This window comes from Glutamicibacter halophytocola (assembly GCF_001302565.1).
GTDB lineage: Bacteria > Actinomycetota > Actinomycetes > Actinomycetales > Micrococcaceae > Glutamicibacter > Glutamicibacter halophytocola.
In genome coordinates this window covers 2,173,481-2,192,110 of sequence record NZ_CP012750.1, presented here as the reverse complement: position 1 = coordinate 2,192,110, position 18,630 = coordinate 2,173,481, and the positions used below count along the sequence as shown (strand labels likewise).

The 18,630-nt window shown below is 62.5% G+C and carries 15 protein-coding genes; 10 read left to right on the top strand and 5 right to left on the bottom strand.

The window, feature by feature from the left end; translation table 11 throughout:
* Window positions 1–63: 63 nt before the first annotated feature.
* From polA to AOZ07_RS10035, 5 genes are all read left to right on the top strand, one after another.
* The gene (polA, locus tag AOZ07_RS10055) at window positions 64–2,676 is read left to right on the top strand and encodes a DNA polymerase I (protein ID WP_060701876.1); all 2,613 of its coding nucleotides are present in this window, start codon (window positions 64–66) and stop codon (window positions 2,674–2,676) included.
* An 85-nt stretch (window positions 2,677–2,761) separates the two neighbouring features.
* Entirely contained in the window at window positions 2,762–3,661 is a 900-nt protein-coding gene (locus AOZ07_RS10050) for a polysaccharide deacetylase family protein (RefSeq protein ID WP_060703406.1), read from the top strand.
* 66 nt (window positions 3,662–3,727) lie between these two features.
* A complete protein-coding gene (locus tag AOZ07_RS10045) occupies window positions 3,728–5,044 on the top strand; it encodes a GNAT family N-acetyltransferase (RefSeq protein ID WP_084793211.1) in 1,317 nt (438 codons plus the stop codon).
* Window positions 5,045–5,262: 218 nt separating this feature from the next.
* Window positions 5,263–6,738: a 30S ribosomal protein S1 gene (rpsA, locus tag AOZ07_RS10040; RefSeq protein WP_058254564.1), complete on the top strand. Its 1,476-nt coding sequence runs from the start codon at window positions 5,263–5,265 to the stop codon at window positions 6,736–6,738.
* Window positions 6,739–6,985: 247 nt separating this feature from the next.
* Window positions 6,986–8,293 carry a hypothetical protein gene (locus AOZ07_RS10035; protein ID WP_060701874.1) on the top strand — a complete coding sequence of 436 codons (1,308 nt, stop codon included), beginning with the start codon at window positions 6,986–6,988 and terminating at the stop codon, window positions 8,291–8,293.
* Window positions 8,294–8,352: 59 nt separating this feature from the next.
* Here the strand turns inward: AOZ07_RS10035 and AOZ07_RS10030 are convergent, their stop codons facing one another.
* From AOZ07_RS10030 to AOZ07_RS10020, 3 genes are all read right to left on the bottom strand, one after another.
* Window positions 8,353–9,999, bottom strand: coding sequence for an HNH endonuclease signature motif containing protein (locus AOZ07_RS10030; RefSeq protein WP_060701873.1), 1,647 nt, complete (start codon window positions 9,997–9,999; stop codon window positions 8,353–8,355).
* 62 nt (window positions 10,000–10,061) lie between these two features.
* Complete coding sequence (locus AOZ07_RS10025) at window positions 10,062–11,225, bottom strand: class I SAM-dependent methyltransferase (RefSeq protein WP_236995163.1); 1,164 nt, start codon at window positions 11,223–11,225, stop codon at window positions 10,062–10,064.
* Window positions 11,222–11,896, bottom strand: a complete 675-nt coding sequence (locus AOZ07_RS10020) for a YigZ family protein (RefSeq protein ID WP_060701872.1) — start codon at window positions 11,894–11,896, stop codon at window positions 11,222–11,224. The genes AOZ07_RS10025 and AOZ07_RS10020 overlap by 4 nt, the downstream gene beginning before the upstream one ends.
* Before the next feature lie 25 nt (window positions 11,897–11,921).
* On the opposite strand from AOZ07_RS10020, the gene coaE reads away from it, so the two are divergent.
* The 5 genes from coaE to AOZ07_RS09995 all read left to right on the top strand — a co-directional run bounded on the left by coaE (window position 11,922) and on the right by AOZ07_RS09995 (window position 16,767).
* On the top strand, window positions 11,922–12,518 hold the full coding sequence (gene coaE, locus AOZ07_RS10015) for a dephospho-CoA kinase (protein ID WP_060701871.1): 597 nt from the start codon (window positions 11,922–11,924) through the stop codon (window positions 12,516–12,518).
* A gap of 2 nt (window positions 12,519–12,520) precedes the next feature.
* On the top strand, window positions 12,521–12,769 hold the full coding sequence (locus AOZ07_RS10010) for a hypothetical protein (RefSeq protein WP_060701870.1): 249 nt from the start codon (window positions 12,521–12,523) through the stop codon (window positions 12,767–12,769).
* Window positions 12,770–12,843: 74 nt separating this feature from the next.
* Window positions 12,844–14,931, top strand: coding sequence for an excinuclease ABC subunit UvrB (uvrB, locus tag AOZ07_RS10005; protein ID WP_060701869.1), 2,088 nt, complete (start codon window positions 12,844–12,846; stop codon window positions 14,929–14,931).
* A 244-nt stretch (window positions 14,932–15,175) separates the two neighbouring features.
* Window positions 15,176–16,216, top strand: a complete 1,041-nt coding sequence (locus AOZ07_RS10000) for a TerC/Alx family metal homeostasis membrane protein (RefSeq protein WP_060701868.1) — start codon at window positions 15,176–15,178, stop codon at window positions 16,214–16,216.
* Window positions 16,217–16,314: 98 nt separating this feature from the next.
* Window positions 16,315–16,767 (top strand): MarR family winged helix-turn-helix transcriptional regulator, encoded by a 453-nt coding sequence (locus AOZ07_RS09995; protein ID WP_060701867.1) that lies wholly within the window; start codon window positions 16,315–16,317, stop codon window positions 16,765–16,767.
* Between the two features lie 63 nt (window positions 16,768–16,830).
* Here AOZ07_RS09995 and AOZ07_RS09990 read toward each other — a convergent pair whose 3' ends face one another.
* Both AOZ07_RS09990 and AOZ07_RS09985 read right to left on the bottom strand, forming a co-directional pair.
* Window positions 16,831–18,117: an alpha/beta fold hydrolase gene (locus AOZ07_RS09990; protein ID WP_060701866.1), complete on the bottom strand. Its 1,287-nt coding sequence runs from the start codon at window positions 18,115–18,117 to the stop codon at window positions 16,831–16,833.
* Window positions 18,117–18,602: a GNAT family N-acetyltransferase gene (locus AOZ07_RS09985; RefSeq protein WP_207758450.1), complete on the bottom strand. Its 486-nt coding sequence runs from the start codon at window positions 18,600–18,602 to the stop codon at window positions 18,117–18,119. The genes AOZ07_RS09990 and AOZ07_RS09985 overlap by 1 nt, the downstream gene beginning before the upstream one ends.
* Window positions 18,603–18,630: the final 28 nt, after the last annotated feature.

Genomic DNA, 18,630 nt, shown 5'->3' with positions numbered 1-18,630 from the left:
AGCGAAACTACCAAACTGACACCCTCGTCGGACAAAAGACTGCTGATTATTGACGGACATTCCATGGCGTTCCGCGCGTTCTACGCGCTGCCCGCGGAGAACTTCGCAACAAGCACCGGACAGCACACCAACGCGGTGCACGGATTCGTGTCGATGCTGCTGACGATGATCCGGCAGCAGAAGCCTACGCACGTTGCCGTGGCCTTCGACTTGGATACCCCGACCTTCCGCTCGTTGGAGTACACCGAATACAAGGGTGGCCGGAATAAGACCCCCGAAGAGTTCTACGGGCAGATCGACCTCATCCAGGAAGTGATGAAGGCGATGAATATTCCGTCGATCACCCTGGAAAGCTTCGAAGCTGACGACATCCTTGCCACGCTGGCTACCAAGGGCGAAGACGCCGGATTCGATGTGCTGGTGGTGTCAGGAGACCGAGACGCCTTCCAGCTGATCACCGAAAAGACCCTGGTGCTGTACCCGAAGAAGGGCATCAGCGACATTCCGCCGATGGACGCCGCCGCCGTGGAAGCGAAATATTTCGTTCGCCCCGAACGCTACTCGGACCTTGCCGCGCTGGTAGGCGAAACCGCCGACAACCTGCCCGGCGTGCCGGGGGTTGGCCCGAAGACGGCAGCCAAATGGATCAACCAGTATGGCGATCTGGCCGGCATCCTGGAGAACATTGATGCGATCAAGGGCAAGGTGGGCGAGTCGCTGCGCGAGCATGTGGACAACGTGACGCGCAACCGCCGCCTGAACCAGCTCAAGCACGATCTGGATCTTCCCGTGACCCTGGAAGAGATGGAACTGTCGGCGCCGAACCGCGAAGAGATCGAGAACCTGTTCGACGCGCTGGAATTCAATACCCTGCGCAAGCGGCTTTTTGACCTCTTCGCTGCCCAGGAAGAAGAGGTCGCGCCGGAGGTTGCGGCCTTCACCCGGGTGGTCACCGACAATGCCGAAGGCCTGCGTGGCTTCATCGACGCCGGCAAGGGTGCACCAATCGCCCTGCAGCCGGCGGTGGTTGATGGGGAAGCAGTGGGGCTTGCGCTCTACCGCGGTGACCAGGCCGCTTGGCTGGACTTGGCTCAGCTGGATGAAGCCGCAGAAGGCGTGCTGGCGCAGTTCCTGGCCGATGAGAACGCTCCGAAGATCTTCCACGACGCCAAAGCGGCCATGCACCTGCTGATCGAACGCGGTCTGGAAGTTGCCGGCATCCGGGACGACACGCTGATTAGCGCCTACCTGATCCAGCCGGATCGCCGAAGCCACGATCTGGTGGATGTGGTGCAGTACCACCTGAAGTACGCGGTGCCGGTGCATGAAGCGAAAAAGGGCGAACTGGACCTGGGGCTCACCTCGGACCTTGCCGAACCGGCCTTGGCCCAGGCGCAGGCGATTCATGACCTCTCCGCCTATCTGGCCACCAAGCTGGCCGAAAAGCACGCGGATGTGCTGGCGGCGGAAATGGAGCTGCCGCTGATTCCGGTGCTCTTCGAGATGGAACGCGCCGGCGTGGCAGTGGACGTGGACCGGCTGAATGAGTTGCGCGCGCATTTCACCACCCAGGTGGATCAGGCGACCAACGATGCGTTCGCCGCGATCGGCCACGAGGTGAATCTTTCAAGCCCCAAGCAGCTGCAGGTCGTATTGTTCGAGGAACTGGATCTGCCGCGCACCAAGAAGATCAAGACCGGCTTCACCACCGATGCCGAATCACTTCAAGATCTCCTGGTCAAAACCGGGCACCCCTTCCTGGTGGCGCTGATGGCCTACCGGGATGCGATCAAGCTGCGCCAAACCGTCGACGGCTTGCTCAAGGCAACCCACGGCGACGGCCGCATCCACACGACCTATGCGCAGACCGTGGCGGCCACCGGCCGGCTTTCGAGCCTGAACCCGAACCTGCAGAACATCCCGGTGCGTTCGGAAGAAGGCCGGCGGATCCGCGACGTGTTCATGGTGGGCGAGGGCTACGAGAGCCTGCTGACCGTTGACTACTCGCAGATCGAAATGCGCATCATGGCGCACCTGTCCGAAGACGAGGGCCTGATCGAGGCCTACCAGAACGGCGAGGACCTGCACCGCTACGTCGGCTCGCGCGTGTTCAACGTGGCGCCGGAAGAAGTCACCTCGGAAATGCGTTCCAAGGTGAAGGCGATGAGCTATGGCTTGGCCTATGGCCTGAGCAGCTTTGGCCTGTCGAAGCAGCTGAAGATCGGTGTTGACGAAGCCCGCAAGCTGATGAAGGACTACTTCGACCGCTTCGGCGCCGTGCGCACCTACCTGCGCTCGGTGGTGGACCAGGCGCGCAAGGACGGCTACACCGAGACGATCTTCGGACGCCGCCGCTACCTGCCGGAGCTGAACAGCTCGGATCGCCGGCTTCGCGATATTGCCGAGCGTGCCGCATTGAACGCCCCGATCCAGGGCTCTGCGGCGGATCTGGTCAAGGTGGCCATGCTCAAGATTGCCGAGGGGCTGGCTGCGGGACAGTTCAAGTCGCGGATGCTGTTGCAGGTCCATGACGAATTGATTCTGGAAGTTGCCGCCGGTGAACTGGAGCAGGTGCAGGAATTGGTGACCCGCGAAATGGGCCAGGCCGCGGACCTGCTGGTTCCACTGGATGTCCAGCCGGGCATCGGCCGGACCTGGCACGACGCCGCGCACTAGGCACAGCAATCGGCAAGGGCAGGAACATCGAGAGGCGATCCTGCCCTTGCCGCATGATCACGCGGGTTGGATGAAAGAAAAGAACATGGAGCACTACACGCGCCGTCGGGTGCTGAAAGCCGGCAGCCTGGGCCTGGGGGCGCTGGCGGCCGGGCTGATCGCCGGTTGCAGCGCGGGCGACCCGGCGGGCGGAGCCGGCTCAGCGGCAGGGCCGGCACCGGCCAGCCCCGTGCCCGCCACGGCTGCACCGCCTCTGGCTTCGGCCAGCCCCCAAGCGGTGTACCTGAGCCGGAGCCAGGCCGTGGCGAAGTTCGAAGGCGTTCCGGCGGGCCAGTTCGGGCTGGACATCCCAGGCATCGAGCTTCGATTGCCTCGGGCCGATGGCGCCGCGGCGTTGACCTTCGATGCCTGTGGGGGACCGAAGGGCTCCGGGGTGGATGAAGCGCTGCTGGACGCATTGCGTGCCAGGAAAGTGCCCGCGACATTGTTCGTCAACCAACGCTGGGCTCGCGCCAATGCGCGTCTGCTGGCTGAGCTGGTCGACGAGAAGCTGTTCGAGATCGCCAACCACGGAACCAGCCATGCCCCGCTGGCCACCTTGGGGCAGTCAGCCTACGGCATCGGCGGTACGGGTTCGATTGGCCAGGCCTACGACGAGGTGATGGGAAACCAGCGGTACCTGGCCGACAAGTTCGGCATCGTCGCGAAATTCTTCCGTTCCGGTACCGCGCACATGGACGAAGCCGGTGCGGCGATGTGCCGGGAGCTGGGCGTGGTTCCGATGAATTTCACCGTCAATCTGGATGCCGGAGCGACCTTCGGCGCGCAGACCGTGGCCGCCCAGGTCCGCCAGCTGGGTGCCGGGGACGTAGGCATCGGGCACTTCAACCAGCCGGCTTCCGGCACGGCCAAAGGCATGGCGCTCGGGCTGGGGCCGGCCCTGGAGTCCGGGCTCCGGTTCATCACCCTCTCCGAAGCCTGGTGACTGCGCCCCTTGCGCAGCGCGAAGCTGCACATAGACTGTGAGCAGCCGATTCCCCTGCCAAGGAGCATGATGAGACCAGAGCGCGAGCCGAAACTGGAAACCCGGACGTACCAGGCCACCGAACGCAGCCCCGAAATCGACGAAGCGATCAAGATCTTCCACCAGGCCACCGGGATCGGCTTCTATGAGCCGCTGCCGGAAGAGAAACAGTGGTCGAACTACTTGGACTTGACCTATGCCCAAAAGATGCGCTTTTCACTGGTGTTCGACACCGCCGCGGAACCGCACTCGCGCCATGGCGCCGACCCGGTGCACACCTATGGGGCGTTCCCGGGGCTGATCAACGCCGGGGGCAAGGCGCCCGTTCCAACGCACAAGATTTCTGCCGTCACGGTCGCTCCGAGCTATCGGCGGCGCGGCATCCTGTCCAAGCAGATTACCGCCGACCTCGCCTACGCCCAGCAGGCAGGATTCCCGATGGCGGCGTTGACCGCGTCGGAGGCGACCATTTACGGGCGGTTCGGCTTCGAGCCGGCCACCTACCAAACCCGGTTCACGCTCAAGTGCGCCCAGGGGGTCAAGCTGCGCGTGCAGGTGCCCGGCCAGGTGATCGATATCGATCCGAAGCAGTTCGCGGCCCAGTACGCGGCCCTGTCAGTGAATGCGCTGCAGCAGACCTTCGGCTCCGTGGACAGCACCGAGTACGATGACGGCTTCGCCTTGGGACGCTGGGATACCTGGGAGAGCCTGGGCAAGCCGAAGAACCTGCGCTTTGCCGCCTACTACGACGGCGACGGCCAGCTCGGCGGCTTCGCCACGTACAAGTTCGGCGGATGGGATGAGCCCAAGGCAAAACTGGTCGTGCAAAAGCTGGTGGCTACCAGCGAGGCCGCCCGCATCAAGCTCTTCGAGTACCTGGGCAACCATGACCTGGTGGAGGAAGTGCACGGCCAAGGCCCGGTGGGGGACCCGCTGCGCCATGTGCTGGAAAACGTTCGCGACTACCACGTGCGTTCCATAGACGATGTCCTGTGGCTGCGCGTTCTCGACGTTGTTGCCGCCTTCGAAGCGCGCGGCTACCAGCAAGAGGCGCAACTGGTGTTGAGCGTGAGCGATCGGCTGGAGATGATTTCCGGAAGCTACCTCTTCGACGTGTCCGATTCCCATGCCGCGGTCAGCCGAATCGAAGAAGGGCATGCTCCAGCCGGCCTGCCCCGGGTGTCCCTGTCGGAGCGCGAACTTGCGGGGCTGTACCTGGGGTCCGTGCAATTGGGGCAATTGCTGGATTCGGGCCGCGCCGTTCTGGAAAGCGGGGGACAGCCGGGAAACTGGATGGACTTGTTCAACGCGCCCCGCGAGGGATTCACGCCGCACGGCTTCTAGCGGCAGGGGCCGCATCAACCGCCTGTTATGACGAAGTTCACAAAATGCTGACGTGGATGTTAGTGGGTTACGCTTTGACCCGCACTCTGGTATACGCGTAGACTTGTACAGCGTGCCATGGCGCTAGTTGTGGCCGCAAGCAAGTTTTACCCGCTCGAAATTCCGGGACTTCCGGGGTTTCGACTGATCAAATCTATCCACATCGGAGTCCCTACTACATGACCATCACCTCGAACGAGAACAACAGCGCACCAGTCGTCGCAATCAACGACATTGGATCTGCTGAGGACTTCTTGGCCGCAGTCGACGCCACCATCAAGTACTTCAACGATGGTGACCTCGTCGAAGGCACCGTCGTCAAGGTTGACCACGACGAAGTTCTGCTCGACATCGGTTACAAGACCGAAGGTGTCATCCCTTCCCGCGAGCTTTCCATCAAGCACGACGTTGACCCAGGTGAAGTTGTCACCGTTGGCGACAGCGTTGAAGCCTTGGTTCTGACCAAGGAAGACAAGGAAGGCCGCCTGATCCTGTCCAAGAAGCGTGCTCAGTACGAGCGTGCTTGGGGCGACATCGAAAAGATCAAGGAAGAGGACGGCGTCGTTACCGGTACCGTCATCGAGGTTGTCAAGGGTGGCCTCATCCTGGACATCGGCCTGCGTGGCTTCCTGCCAGCATCGCTGGTCGAGATGCGCCGTGTGCGCGATCTGGCTCCATACATCGGCCAGGAAATCGAAGCCAAGATCATCGAGCTGGACAAGAACCGCAACAACGTTGTGCTTTCCCGCCGTGCATGGCTCGAGCAGACCCAGTCCGAGGTTCGCTCGACCTTCCTCAACAAGCTGGAAAAGGGCCAGGTTCGTCCGGGCGTTGTTTCCTCCATCGTCAACTTCGGTGCATTCGTGGACCTGGGCGGCGTAGACGGCCTGGTACACGTTTCCGAGCTGTCCTGGAAGCACATCGACCACCCATCCGAGGTTGTCGAAGTTGGCCAGGAAGTCACCGTCGAGGTACTCGAAGTCGATCTGGACCGCGAGCGCGTTTCCCTGTCGCTGAAGGCTACCCAGGAAGATCCTTGGCAGACCTTCGCCCGCACCCACGCACTGGGTCAGGTTGTACCGGGCAAGGTTACCAAGCTGGTTCCATTCGGTGCGTTCGTACGCGTCGAAGACGGCATCGAAGGCCTGGTTCACATCTCCGAGCTGGCAGTGCGCCACGTTGAGCTGGCCGAGCAGGTTGTCTCCGTTGGCGACGAGCTGTTCGTCAAGGTCATCGACATCGACCTCGAGCGCCGCCGCATCTCGCTGTCGCTCAAGCAGGCTAACGAAGGTGTTGACCCAGAGGGTACCGAGTTCGACCCAGCACTCTACGGCATGGCTGCAGAGTACGACGAGGCCGGCAACTACAAGTACCCAGAGGGCTTCGACCCAGAGTCGAACGAATGGCTCGAGGGCTTCGACACCCAGCGCGCTGCATGGGAAGCACAGTACGCTGCTGCCCAGGAGCGTTGGGAAGCACACAAGAAGCAGGTTGCAGCCGCAATCGTAGCTGACGCAGAAGCAGAACCTGCTGCTGCAGGCAGCTCCGAGCCAGCTCCAGCTTCGTACTCCTCGGAGGCTCCAGCCACCGATGCAGGTACCCTGGCTTCCGACGAAGCTCTTGCTGCACTGCGCGAGAAGCTGACCGGCAACTAATTTCGGCTTCTGCCTTGTGCAGGAAACGTCATTAGCTTGAGCTGATGCGCGAAGGTCCAACCCGAAAGGGTTGGGCCTTCGTGCTTTAACCCCGAGGCCTTGGGTTTTGCCGCGATTGGGTTGTCACCAATTCTGCTGATGCCGCCGGTTCCGGAATAGCCCACAAGGAGGACTCGGGCTAAAACCTGCCAACGATAGACTAAAACGGCACCAATGAGGTCCATTAGCAGGCGGTGGTGAGGTACACATGGAGACCGAAAAGAGCGGGCCAGGCAGTACTGCGCTGAGTCCGAAAGCAGGCAAGCAGATTGTCCTGAAGCAGGTAACGCGCGAAGAGTGGGCGGCCGTGCCCCGGACCATTCCCAATTTCTGGGTTGCCGCCGGCACATGGATTCCCATGGGGATTAACTTGTTTCTCATCCACGATCAGCTCATTGCGCTCGCCCTGGTGGCCGACGGGCTGTGGGGCCTGGTGTCCCTGTCCACGATCGCCTTTGCAATTGCGCTGATTTTCGGCAGCGGCAGGCAGGCACCATGGTTGGGGCTCGGGATCACGGGCATCATCTATTGCTTCCAGCCGCACCACAGCACAATTCAAACCTTCATGATGGTTGCGCTGGGATACTACGGGTTGCTGTCGATCCTTGTGGCTGCCAGCGACGCGCGATTCAAGAGCCTGTTGAGAAGCTGGCGAAGAGAGGCGACCGGCAGCCTCACCTTGGCTTCGGCCGAGCGCCGCTGCTTTGGCGTCACCAAATACATGTCGCCTGTTGCCTGGAATCTGGCCTTGGGGGCACTAGCGTATCCGGCGGTGCGACTAGCATGGGAATACTTCAGCACCGAGACCAGCTCGCTATCCGATCTCGACGCCGGGTTCCGTTTTGACCTGCTGGCCGCCATGGCTCTGCTAGCCGTTTGCTTCCTGCTCAGCATTCTGCGCTGGATTGGCAGCCGATCCGTTGGGATCTTCGCGCTGGAAATACCTGTCGATGCGCAAATCGGTCCCACCCCGTTGCGCGTGTTGGGTCAGGCGATCCTGATCGAACAAGAAACGTGGAAATGCGGCTGCCGCGACTCCGAGAAAAACGAGAGCAAAAAACCATTTGTGGACCCCCGGTTCATTTTTGCCTCCGACTTCTGCCAGGTGCACGGCATTGAGGCTGTCAACAAGCTCAGCCATTCCGAATTCTTGCAAATAGCCCAGCAGCCGTGGGTCTATGGCAGGAACCTCACCGGCAAGATTCTCTACGGGACCCGGCAACGCATGAACATTGTGGGACTCACCGGTTGGGGTTCGCGCCCGGTGGCGGTGCGATCGCCATGGCTATACGGCGGTGGAGAACAGGCCAGCGACTACTATGCGCCTCTTGCTGCGCGTGAACCGCTGAATCGCTCCAAGCGCGTTCTGAAAGTCATCGATCCGGCCGACAACACGCTTGCCGCAGAGTCCCTCCAGGAGAATACCCGAGAAGAAATCGACCGGATAAGTCTGCGATCCGTGGGGATTGACGCGGAAGCAGTGCGCGTCCAGGGGGCGCGCCCCTTCCTTGCCTGAGCGAAAAAGCCATCGTGGTACCTTGACCGCATTGCGGGTTCAAGGCAGCCCCGGCCCGGCTAGGCAGCCTGTATCAAGTGGTAGCGATTGCGCACAGGAGCCTGCGTCGGATCGATAAAACTTGGGAGAATGACCTTGGGGACTCCACCATCGGGGATGACTTTGATCAATCCGGCATGCACGTCGTGGTGGTGCCCATCGCAGAGCATGGCACTCCAGTAGACTGAGGTGACACCGCCCTCGGACCAGAACCAGATGTGGTGGATATTGCACCGCTCAGGATCCATGGTGCATCCCGGGACGATACAGCCGCGATCGCGCACCGCTACGCCAAGCCGCATATAGCCTGGATGCTTGCGCTGGCTGCGGCCGATATCCAATATTTCGCCCTTGCCGCCCAAAACCATGGGAATGATTCTTGCTTTGGCCAGAGTTTGCCGCAGGTCCGTGGCGCTGAGCTTAAAGCCATGGGCCGTCATTCCATGGGTTTCTGCTCGGCCTTCCAGCTCTGCCAGCGTCAGCATGACCACCACCCGGGGGTTGATTACGGGCAAATCCAGATCCGCGGCATCCGGTGGGGAAGAGCCCGGATCCGCGGCCCGGTTCAGGGTTGCATCGAGCAGGCGCTTTAGGCGCTTGGCGTTGAGTTCGAGCAACAGCATCATGGCATTGAGCCGGCGAGCGGCCGGAGCGATCGGCGGTGCTTGTGGTGCTTCGGCGGTTGCGGCTTCCTCGTCGGTGACAAAATCCGGATGATCGCCCGAGGCCTTTTCGGCATCGCACTGCTCGTCGGTGAACGCTTCACGGGCGGCCTGGCCAGCACCGGAGCGCGGGTTATCGGCTTGGGCGAGCCCGGATTCGAAGAGGTCGGCCCGGATTGGGCGCAGCCCCAGCTCATACCAGATCAAGCCACGGCGCAAGCCCTTGCGGAAGATTCCTTCCTGGGCTTCGGGTTGTTCTTCCGACTGTTGATCGCGTGCCGTTTTGAGGACCAGGTTGATCGCCTTGCGGCGGGTTCCAGCATCCGGTTCATCCATTTCCGCATCCAGCACGGATTCCAGCAGCCGGCCATGGTCATCGCGCACGGTGGAGGTTGTCGGAGGGGCGAACTCGTCTCGTTCCGGTTCCAGGGCGCCCAGCCGCCGGGCCACAGATAGTGCCTCCGCTGGAGGACGGGAGCTATCGCGAAAACGCTGGGCCAGCAGGGGGAACTGTGCAGGATAGCGCTGATGCTGGTAATCGAACTGGGCAAGAACATGATGCGCGCTGTCCATGCGCCGCCTGGCCTCGAAATGCCCCAGGCCCACCCACGAGGCGAGCAAGTCGGTGCAGTTGGGGAAGGGCGGGCGCTGGCCGGTACGCTGCGCGGGGCGGGTGAAATCGACAGTTCCTGCCCGCACGGCGTCCAGTTCGCCTTCGGCGAGGGTGTTGGCCGCCGTGGATTCGATGAGATGAGCCGCGTAAATCTGGGTGCGCAGCGCCTGGTGGGCAGCAAATTCGGCCGAGGCGGCCAGCGCCAGCGCAAAGCGCGGATCCTGCTGGTAGGCGGATTGTGGTTCCGGCCCTGCCTCAGAATCCGGGGCGAGGCGCTGGTGCAGGGCCGGGATGAGCGTGGCGAGGCCCAGGGCATCTTCGGCGGTGAGGCACGAGGCGTCCTTGATCGCTTGGGTGAGGCTGGCAATTGCCTGGCCAACGGTTTCGCTCATAGGCCAAGAATGCGCTGCAGGTGCCGCGGCGCAACGCAAAAAGGGCGAGCTGTGGAAAAGCTTCAGGACTCCTTGATGGAGGAGGTAACCGTGAAGGTCTTGTCGCGTGCCAATTGCGCCGTGGGACCGATGCGGCGGGCTAATTCGCTGCGGTAGCGCAAATGCGAATTGAATACGCAAAGCAGGACGCCGCCGGGTGCCAGGACGCGGGCCGCATCGTCGATGAGCTTGAAGGCGATGTCGGCGGTCACCGTGTTGCCGATATGGAAGGGCGGATTGAGCGTGATGAGCGTGGCCGAGTTCGCCGGCAGGCGGCTGAGCGCGTCATCCTGGGTCGCGGTCATGCGGTCTGATAGCCCGTTGCGGGCAGCGGCGGCCAAGGTTGAGGCAACCGCGGAGGCCGAATGGTCGGAAGCGATAACCTGCAAGCGAGGGTGGGTGAGCGCCGCATAGACGCCGATGGAGCCATTTCCGCAGGCGAGATCCACGAGGGCGGCATGCGCGGAAAGATCGGGCAGGTGCTCCAAAAGCAGCCGGGTGCCTGGATCCAAGCGGGCCGCGCCGAAGGTGCCCGCCCCGGCATGCAAGGTGAAATCGGTTCCGTTCACATGGTGGGTGGCGGTGGCGGGGAAACTGCTGGCTGGTTGCTTGGGCAGGGGATCGCTGGCGATCAGGACACGGGACTTTTGCCGTGCCAGGGAGACATCGACCCGGGCGAATCGGGCGGCGAGCACCTGGTTCATTGACCGGCTCATGTGCTTGATGCGGCCACCGGCAAATAACCGGGCCTCGGGCGCGGCGACGGCGGCGAGGGCAGCGGCCTGTTCGTCCAGGACATCCAGGCCGCGGGGCAGGGCGAGGAGAATGGTGCTGGCCTGTTCGGCGACCTGGGCCAGCGGGTAAAAGCGGAGCAGATCGGCGGCGTCCGGGAGCAGCTGGCGGACATTGGCCTCGATGGCGCGGCGGGCGGTCAGCGAGTCGGTGTGCACGCGCACCGATGTGCTGCCCAGGGCCAGCGCCCCGGCAGCAAGCGCGCCGTAGTGGTCGCCGACGATGGCCATGGTGGAGGGCCAGCCGGTGTTCGCCAATTCGCGGGCCGCCGTGTCCAAGATGAGCCGGTCGGCGGCGTCGGCGGCGAAAAGGTTCGGCGCCTGGACATCTGGCCAGCGGCCCAGCTGGCTGAGCAGGGCTTCAATATCGGCGGCAGGGCCGGGAGAGGTAGTCAAATCAGATCAACCCATCGGGTAGTTGCGGTGGCCAGTTCTCCGGCCCCGGCGGTCAGTGCGGCGACGTGGACACGCAATTCTTCGGCGGCTTCGGGGGTGTCGGGAATGCCGATGTGCACCAGTGCGGCGTCTGCCTCCCAGTGCGTGGGCTCGATCTGGTAGCCGGCGGCGCGCAGCTCGTTCTCATAGCGTGCTGCCAAGGCGTGGGATGCCGGCAGGGTGAAAATCCGCAGGCGCTGGCGGCGCAGCAGGCTCGCGTGGTCAAGGCCCGAGGAGACCGCTTCCGAATAGGCGCGCACCAGCCCGCCGGCCCCCAGCTTGATTCCCCCGAAGTAGCGGACGACGACCGCCAGCGTGTCCGAGAGATGGCTCTGATCGGGCAGGTCGCGCTTGGCCAGGGCATCAAGCATCGGGATGCCGGCGGTGCCCGAGGGTTCCCCGTCGTCGTTGGAGCGCTGGGTCATCCGATCGGGGCCGAGGATGAAGGCGGTGCAATGGTGCCGCGCATCAAAGTGGGTTTTGCGCAGGCCGGCGATGCGGTTGCGGGCCTCGGCTTCGGTTTCTACCCGGTAGAGATAGGTGATGAAGCGCGAGCGCTTGATTTCCAGCTCGTGCACGCTGTCGCCGCGCAGCGTGGTGTAGCTGGTCGCGGCGGATTCGTTGGTGTTCATCGCTAATAGTTTATAGGGTGGAAGCATGAAGCATGTGGGACTGACCGGGGGAGTAGCCTCCGGAAAATCTGCGGTTGCGGCTAAATTGGCTGAGCTCGGCGCGGTGGTGATCGACGCCGACGCACTGGCGCGCGAGGTGGTTGCCCCCGGCACCGACGGACTGGCTGCGATCAAGGACTGTTTCGGGCCGGAAATTTTGCAGCCCGACGGCTCCCTGGATCGCAAGGCCTTGGGCGCGATCGTCTTCGCCGATGAGCAGGCCCGCCAGAAGCTGAACGCGATCGTCCACCCCTTGGTGCGCCAGGCGGCCGCCGTGGCGCGCGAGCAAGCCCCGCACGGAGCCCTGGTGGTGGAGGACATCCCGCTGCTAGTCGAATCCGGGCAGGCAGGAAAATTCGATGCGGTGATCGTCGTGCAGTCCCCGCCGGCAGAACGCATCCGCCGCATGGTCCAGGATCGCGGGTGGTCCAGGCAGGACGCCGAATCCCGGATGGCCGCGCAGTCCAGCGATGAGCAGCGGGCGGCCGTGGCCGATTACCTGCTGGAGAATTCGGGGACCCTGGAAGAACTCGAGGCGCAGGTTGCTGCCCTTTACCGCCAACTGGCGCCAGCACAGGAGTAGGAATGTACCGGATCTGCAAGTGGACCACCCTGATTGCTTTCGCCCTCGCGCTGGTGCTGTGGCTGGGATTTGGCGGGCGCGCTGAATTTGTTGCCCGGGAATCCGGGCCGTATTCGCCGGTGGTCTACATTTCCGGGTGGCTGGCCCTGCTCGGGCTGATCGCCGCGACCATCATGACCGTGGCCTTTTTCGGCAACGCCATCGGGCGCACGGTCAAGCGCAATGCGATCCGCTATGGCATGCGCAAGTAGCAGCGCGCCGCTTTAAGCTGAAAGCTGGCCACGGCAAGGCCCAAACGGTCGGGCCAAGTGGATATGCTGGATGCATGAGTCTTGCCCAGCCGATTAAGCGTGTTGTTGCCCCCTTCGAAGTCATCAGCGAATATGAGCCCGCCGGCGACCAGCCGCAGGCCATCAAGGAGCTGACCGAGCGCATCAACAACGGCGAAAAGGACATCGTGCTGCTCGGTGCCACCGGTACCGGCAAGTCCGCGACCACCGCCTGGCTGGTGGAGCAGGTGCAGCGCCCGACCTTGGTGCTGGTGCAGAACAAGACCCTGGCCGCCCAGCTGGCCAATGAATTCCGCGAGCTGTTGCCCAATAACGCGGTGGAGTACTTCGTCTCCTACTACGACTACTACCAGCCCGAGGCCTACGTCCCGCAGACCGATACCTTCATCGAGAAGGACTCCTCGATCAACGAGGAGGTCGAGCGGCTGCGCCACTCTGCGACCAACTCGCTGCTGACCCGGCGCGATACCATCGTGGTCGCCACGGTGTCCTGCATCTACGGCTTGGGCACCCCGGAGGAGTACGTGGCCGGCATGGTCACCGTGCGAACCGGCGAGGAGCTGAATCGCGACGCCATGCTGCGCCAGTTCGTCGCCATGCAGTACACCCGCAATGACATGGACTTCCACCGCGGCACCTTTCGGGTTCGCGGGGATACCGTGGAAATCATCCCGATGTACGAAGAGCAGGCGGTGCGCATCGAGTTCTTCGGCGACGAAGTCGAAGCGATCTACACCCTGCACCCGGTCACCGGAGAGGTGATCCGCGAGGAAACCGAGATGTACATCTTCCCGGCCAGCCACTACGTCGCCGGCGCCGAGCGCATGGGCAAGGCGATCAAGCGGATCGAGGACGAGCTGGCGGTGCGGCTGAAGGAGCTCGAGTCGCAGAATAAGCTGGTCGAGGCCCAGCGGTTGCGCATGCGCACCACCTATGACCTGGAAATGATGGAGCAGATGGGCTTCTGCAACGGCATCGAGAACTACTCGCGGCATATCGACGGCCGCGAGGCAGGCAGCGCCCCGCACTGCCTGATCGACTACTTCCCCGATGACTTCCTGCTGGTCATCGACGAGTCGCACGTGACCGTGCCGCAGATCGGCGCCATGTACGAGGGCGACATGTCGCGCAAGCGCACCCTGGTGGAGCACGGTTTCCGCCTGCCCTCCGCGATGGACAACCGCCCGCTGAAGTGGGACGAGTTCCTGGAGCGCATCGGGCAGACCGTCTACCTTTCGGCCACCCCGGGCAAGTACGAGCTGGGCAAGTCCGACGGGTTCGTCGAGCAGATCATCCGCCCGACCGGCCTGATCGACCCGGAGATCATCGTCAAGCCCACCAAGGGGCAGATCGACGACCTGCTCGATGAGATCCGCACCCGCGTGGACCGCGATGAGCGCGTGCTGGTCACCACGCTGACCAAGCGCATGGCCGAGGACCTGACCGACTACCTGACCGAGCACCAGGTGCGGGTGCAATACCTGCACTCGGATGTGGACACCATCCGGCGCGTGGAGCTGCTGCGCGAACTGCGCATGGGCTCCTTCGATGTGCTGGTGGGCATCAACCTGCTGCGCGAGGGGCTGGACCTGCCGGAGGTGTCGCTGGTGGCGATCCTCGACGCCGACAAGCAGGGCTTCCTGCGTTCGGCGACCTCGCTGATCCAGACCATCGGCCGTGCCGCCCGCAACGTGTCCGGCCAGGTGATCATGTACGCGGACAAGATCACCGATGCCATGGACCAGGCCATCGAGGAGACCAATCGCCGACGGGCGATCCAGGAGGCGCACAACAAGGAGCACGGGATCGACCCGATGCCGTTGCGCAAGAAGATCGCCGATATCACCGACCAGCTGGCGCGCGAGGATGCCGACACGCAGGAATTGCTGAACAACAACCGGCTGGCCAAGGACGCGAAGCGGACCAAGGCCTCGTCGAGCGTGCGCAAGGACGGCTTGGCTGCTGCTCCCGCCGAGGACCTGCTCTCGCAGATCGAGGAGATGACCGGGCAGATGCACGCTGCGGCCGCCGAATTGCAGTTTGAATTGGCCGCCCGCATCCGCGACGAGGTGTCCGAATTGAAGAAGGAGTTACGCCAGATGAAGGCCGCCGGGCACGCTTAGCGGCGGGGCGGAGGGCCGGAGGCCTGCTTCGGGGGGAAGCCTGTGCAGATGCTGTGCGCTACACTTAATGCTTGGACGTAGGGGAGTATCCCAATGCTGTGAACGTCAACACGCGAATCAATGGCGATTCGCCGGGCGCAGCAGCCGATCGCCAAGCAGGCTTTTGAAGTGATTCGAAGGCCGCGGCGACGGCGGAGAGACTTGCGGCGATTTTCCATACCCTCCAACGAAAGGTCGCTCGTCCGTGGGCACTCATGGGTTAACCATTCAATTCGAGATCATCGCGCTGATCGTTCTGTGCGCGGTTCTCATTGCAGACTTGTTGTACGTCACCAAGCGTCCGCACATCCCTTCCATGAAGGAAGCTGGCATCTTTGTCGGCATTTATATCGCACTGGCACTGATTTTCGGCGCGGTCATCTGGACCCAGTCCGGCCCGCAGCTCGGCCAGGAGTTCTATGCCGGCTGGATCACCGAATACGCGTTGTCAGTTGACAACCTGTTCGTCTTCATCATCATCATGGCGCGCTTCTCGGTACCACGGAAGTACCAGCAGGAAGTGCTGATGTTCGGCATTATCATCGCGCTGATCCTGCGCGCGATCTTCATTGTGCTCGGCGCCGCCATCATCGAGCAGTGGTCGTGGGTCTTCTACATCTTCGGTGCCTTCCTGCTGTGGACGGCTTGGAACCAGCTCAAGGACGAAGACGAGGACGAAGAGAGCGGCCTCGTCAAGAAGCTGACCAGCAAGCTGCCGATCTCCAAGGACTTCGATGGCGCCAAGCTGCGCACCGTGATCGACGGCAAGAAGCTGTTCACCCCGATGGTTCTGGTCTTCGTGACCATCGGCATGACCGACCTGCTGTTCGCCTTCGACTCGATTCCTGCAATCTTTGGCCTGACCAAGTCGGCCTTCATCGTCTTCACCGCGAACATCTTCGCCCTGATGGGCCTGCGCCAGCTGTACTTCTTGCTCGGCGGCCTGATGAACCGACTGGTCTTCCTGAAGCACGCACTGAGCTTCATCCTGGCCTTCATCGGCGTCAAGCTGGTCTTCCACGCGCTGCATGAAAACAACCTGCCATTCATCAACGGCGGCGAGCCACTGCACTACGCATGGCTGGACATCTCCGTGGGACTGTCCCTGCTGGTGATCCTGGGCGCCATTGTTGTTGCCACCGTCTTGTCGCTGTGGACCCCATGGGGCAAGCGCGCGGCAGCCAACGCCGAGGCTGAAGAAGTCACCAAGGCGTCTGAAAAGGCCGCAAACTCAAACGAAAAGTAGCTAGCAGACGTCAGCCCGCCGGCTGGCCCCTTTGGGCCGGACGGCGGGTTTTCTCTGGCCAGCTTCTATTTCATGGAACTTCTCGTGGGGGATAGCAAATGAGTGATGCACCGCTTGATGCAGGAGCCGTAGCCACCGATCTGGCCCTGGCTTCAGGAACCATGTCCCGCCTGTTGGGGCAGGCCGCCGGGCAGGGGCGCTCTGTCACCGCTTGGCGGGTGCTTTCGTCGCTGGACCGGCTGGGAGCCCAGCGCGTTGGAGACCTGGCAATTGAACAGCGTGTCGCCCAGCCGACGATGACCGGACTGATTATCCGTCTCGAAAACGACCACATGGTGCAGCGCGAACCTGATCCAAAGGACGGGCGGGCAAGCCTGGTCAGCTTGACCGGGACTGGCCGTGAAGAAATCCACGGCTACCGCCAGCGGGCCATCAACGTGCTGCTCGGCGGCATGGACGAGTTCAGCGATGCAGAGCAGCAGGCCCTGGCCCGCGTGGTTCCACTGATGCTGCGAATCAACGATCGGATCGCCGCCGACTTGGACGGCTAGGTTCTGGATTTTATAAAGTCGCGCCGCTCCATGAGGGGAGCAGCGCGACTTTGCTGTTGAACCCTACTGGTCCTTGGCAGCGGCCTCGGGATCCGCGCCGTTGGCCATGGCCAAAAGCCGGCGGAAGATCGCCGGTCCTTCGTCACCGATGCCATCGTGATGGTATTCGTTCGTAACCCAGGCCTGTAGCCCGGCGACCTGGGATGCGGTGCGCAATGACAGCTCGCGGTCGACATAGACATCATCGTGGTACACAGCTGCGGCCACCGGCACGGTGTTCCTTGCGAGCACGTCCAGATCATAGAGCGGAGCAAAATGCTCGTGCTCGGCCAGAATCCGGGCCACATCTTCCAGCGGGCGCAAGGCCGGATCCTCGGCAAAATGCCAGCGGAAGATCATTTCACCGGTCAACAGCGGCGTGGCCGCATGCACGGTGAAATCGGGGAATTCCGGCAGTACCTGTTCGGCGGCGAAGTTTGTTGCCTCGCCCTGGGCATAGATCGTTTCATGCATCAGCGCGTAGAGCGGGTTTGAAGCGAATGATGATTGAGCCTGCAACGCATCGAGGAAGGCATCGGAAAGCCGCGGCCCGCCTGGCGTTTGATTGAAGGCTTCCTCGAAAATGTGGTGCAACAGGTGCACCCGGGTATTGCCGCCCAAGTACATGCCGAGCATCTGCACCAGCGGGACGGTGACCTGCTGGCCGTTGGGCAATCGCTCGTCGCGGTTCTCGCGCACATGCTCGTAGATCCGGTGCAGGGTTTCGAAGTCCTGCGGATACCAGGAAAAGTATTCGCGGTTGCGTTCGGCCATGCGCTGATAGGTGGCCCGGTATACGGTCTTCGCATCTTGATCCAGCGATGCCAGGCCTCCGGTGACCAGGCAGCGGGCGAGGGACTGCGGGAAGAGCGAGAGATAGGTCAGGGTGCAGAACCCGCCGTAGCTTTGTCCCAGTGTGCTCCACTGATCGATGCCCAGATATTCACGGAAGGCCTCTGCATCACGCACGATCGAGTCAGCACGGAAGTGCTCCAGATAGCGTGCCTGGGCCGCTGAGTCTCCGCGCAGCGGCAAGGTTTTTCGGTTCGCCGGTGTTGACAGGCCGGTGCCACGCTGATCAAGCAAGAGAACACGGAAGTGCTTTACCGCTTCTGCCAGCCAGCCCGACAACGAACCGGGCCTTGGCGATTTTCCTCCCGGACCGCCCTGCAGGAACAACAGCCAGGGCTTCGTTGAATCGGTGCTGACTTCTCGGGCGAACACCGAGATTTTTTCGCCTTCTGGATGCGAGTGATCCAGCGGGACCTCGATCCGGTGATCGGTGACGTCCATGCCGCGGTAATGCGCCATTACTTTGCTCCTTGTGTTCCGAGGGCCTGCAGCGCGTCGCCGTCCAGGCGCCGGGTGGTCCATCCGTCCAACGCGCCGGCGCCGATTGCGTCATAAAATTTGATGGCCGGTTCGTTCCAGTCGAGAACTTGCCACTCCAGGCGCTTGTATCCTCGTTCAACGCAGATATTCGCCAGCGTGCGCAACAAGGCACTTCCGGTGCCCAATCCGCGCTGGTTTGCTCGAACGTACAAGTCCTCCAGATGAATTCCGTGGCGGCCTTTCCACGTGGAATAGGTCAGATACCAAATGGCTATGCCGACGACTCCGGATTCGTCCTCAGCCACATGAGCGAACGCCTGGGGGCTGTTGCCAAACAGATGCTGCTCAAGGTCCTCAACGGTGTTGCGCACCGCGTCTGGCTCCTTCTCATAGTCCGCGAGTTCCTGGATCAATTCCAGAATTTGAGGGCAATCATCGATGACAGCTTCACGCACAATACTCATGTGTCCTAGCTTACCGCTGTCATATCGC

What these genes read in the sequence shown, in the direction of transcription:
- AOZ07_RS10020 (WP_060701872.1), bottom strand. Translation starts at nt 11,896, where the DNA reads ATGAACACCAACGAATCCGCCGCGACCAGCTACACCACGCTGCGCGGC.
- AOZ07_RS10050 (WP_060703406.1), top strand. Translation starts at nt 2,762, where the DNA reads ATGGAGCACTACACGCGCCGTCGGGTGCTGAAAGCCGGCAGCCTGGGC.
- AOZ07_RS10030 (WP_060701873.1), bottom strand. Translation starts at nt 9,999, where the DNA reads ATGAGCGAAACCGTTGGCCAGGCAATTGCCAGCCTCACCCAAGCGATC.
- uvrB (WP_060701869.1), top strand. Translation starts at nt 12,844, where the DNA reads ATGAGTCTTGCCCAGCCGATTAAGCGTGTTGTTGCCCCCTTCGAAGTC.
- rpsA (WP_058254564.1), top strand. Translation starts at nt 5,263, where the DNA reads ATGACCATCACCTCGAACGAGAACAACAGCGCACCAGTCGTCGCAATC.
- AOZ07_RS09985 (WP_207758450.1), bottom strand. Translation starts at nt 18,602, where the DNA reads ATGAGTATTGTGCGTGAAGCTGTCATCGATGATTGCCCTCAAATTCTG.
- coaE (WP_060701871.1), top strand. Translation starts at nt 11,922, where the DNA reads ATGAAGCATGTGGGACTGACCGGGGGAGTAGCCTCCGGAAAATCTGCG.
- AOZ07_RS10035 (WP_060701874.1), top strand. Translation starts at nt 6,986, where the DNA reads ATGGAGACCGAAAAGAGCGGGCCAGGCAGTACTGCGCTGAGTCCGAAA.
- AOZ07_RS09990 (WP_060701866.1), bottom strand. Translation starts at nt 18,117, where the DNA reads ATGGCGCATTACCGCGGCATGGACGTCACCGATCACCGGATCGAGGTC.
- AOZ07_RS09995 (WP_060701867.1), top strand. Translation starts at nt 16,315, where the DNA reads ATGAGTGATGCACCGCTTGATGCAGGAGCCGTAGCCACCGATCTGGCC.
- AOZ07_RS10045 (WP_084793211.1), top strand. Translation starts at nt 3,728, where the DNA reads ATGATGAGACCAGAGCGCGAGCCGAAACTGGAAACCCGGACGTACCAG.
- polA (WP_060701876.1), top strand. Translation starts at nt 64, where the DNA reads ATGGCGTTCCGCGCGTTCTACGCGCTGCCCGCGGAGAACTTCGCAACA.
- AOZ07_RS10010 (WP_060701870.1), top strand. Translation starts at nt 12,521, where the DNA reads ATGTACCGGATCTGCAAGTGGACCACCCTGATTGCTTTCGCCCTCGCG.